The 1,338-nt window shown below is 65.2% G+C and carries 2 protein-coding genes; one reads left to right on the top strand and one right to left on the bottom strand.

The window, feature by feature from the left end; all coding sequences use genetic code 11:
* Positions 1 to 57: 57 nt before the first annotated feature.
* Entirely contained in the window at positions 58 to 828 is a 771-nt protein-coding gene (locus ACFY3J_RS38825) for a transposase (protein ID WP_390842892.1), read from the bottom strand.
* Between the two features lie 74 nt (positions 829 to 902).
* Between ACFY3J_RS38825 and ACFY3J_RS38820 the strand changes: the two genes are divergently transcribed.
* Positions 903 to 1,283 carry a hypothetical protein gene (locus ACFY3J_RS38820; RefSeq protein ID WP_390842891.1) on the top strand — a complete coding sequence of 127 codons (381 nt, stop codon included), beginning with the start codon at positions 903 to 905 and terminating at the stop codon, positions 1,281 to 1,283.
* Positions 1,284 to 1,338 lie beyond the last annotated feature (55 nt).

Genomic DNA, 1,338 nt, shown 5'->3' with positions numbered 1-1,338 from the left:
CTAAGGGCTGTCCCGTAAATCATCTGGACCGTGCCTGCGGGCCTGCTCGTTTCTGGGTCACCCAGCGATGGTGAGGTTGTGCAGGCGGGCGATGCCGAGTATGGCGTGATGAACGCCGTCGCCTTTCAGGCGGCAGTCACGCAGGATCTTCCAGGCCTTCATGCGGGCGAAGGTGTGCTCGACGCGGGCGCGGACCTTGCGGTGGGAGGTGTTGTGTTCCTCCTTCCAGGCCGGAAGCTCGGCCTGTCCGGGCTCCCGGCGGTGAGGGATGATCAGGCCGGTGCCCCGGTAGCCGCCGTCCGCGATGACCGTGGCCCTGCCGACGGCGGCCTTCGCTCCGGACAGCTCCCACGCCTTGCAGTCGTTGCGGTTGCCAGGCAACGGCCGGCCGACGGCGACGACCAAGCGAGTGTCGGCGTCGATGATGACCTGGTGATTGGTCGAGTACCGATAGTTCTTGGACTGCTCGGCGACCGCGTGGTCACGCGTGGGCACCAGGGTGCCGTCAACGATCAGCACAGTGTCCTTGCGGAACCGCTTGCGGGGCTGCAGTGCCAGCGACGGCCCGAGGTGGTCGATGATGCGGTCGGCCGCGGACTTCGAGATGCCGAACAGCGGCGCCAGCTGCCGCAGAGTCAGGTTCGTCCTCCAATACGCGGCGACCAGCAGGACGCGGTCCTCCAGAGGCAGGCTCCACGGTCTGCCCTTGCGCACCGGGTCTGCGCCTTCACGCCGCAGCGCGGTGATCAGCTTGCCGAACTGTCGCGGGCTCAGCCCAGTGAACGGGGCTATCCATGACGACTCCGACGCCGTGATCACACCAGCCATGCGGCAGATCATTTCAGTTGCCGACACGCCTCCCTGCGACTGATCCTGAGCACCGGACAAGCAAGGAGGACAGGATGGGGCTCATGCTGTTCCCCGGAGACGGCGACGTGACCAGCCCGGACGTCTCCTGGTCCTACACCGGCTTCAACATGTTCAGGGAGTGGCTGGCCCACGCAGAGGGATTCGCCCTTGCTGAGATGAACGGATTCGGTGGAGACCACACGTGGAGCAGCATCTCCACCACGCTGGTACCGCTGTTCGACCATCCAGACGATGACGGCTCTCTCACGCCGGCTCAATGCGCAGCCATGCTGCCGAGGTTGGAGGCGATCATCGATCAGCTCCAACACGAGGTCAGCGACCCCGTTCTCCAGCGACGCGTCGACGACGCCCGCCAATTGGTCACCGTCATGAAGTACTGCTTGGACAAGGACGTCGAGCTCATCTTCGGCTGACCGCCGCAGGCAGTCTCCCGTCGGAGATGACCAGCAGTTACGGGACAGCCCTTAG

It is taken from the genome of Streptomyces sp. NPDC001231, assembly GCF_042896885.1.
GTDB lineage: Bacteria > Actinomycetota > Actinomycetes > Streptomycetales > Streptomycetaceae > Streptomyces.
The sequence above is the reverse complement of the archived record's forward strand: the minus strand, read 5'-3'. Positions and strand labels throughout refer to the sequence as shown.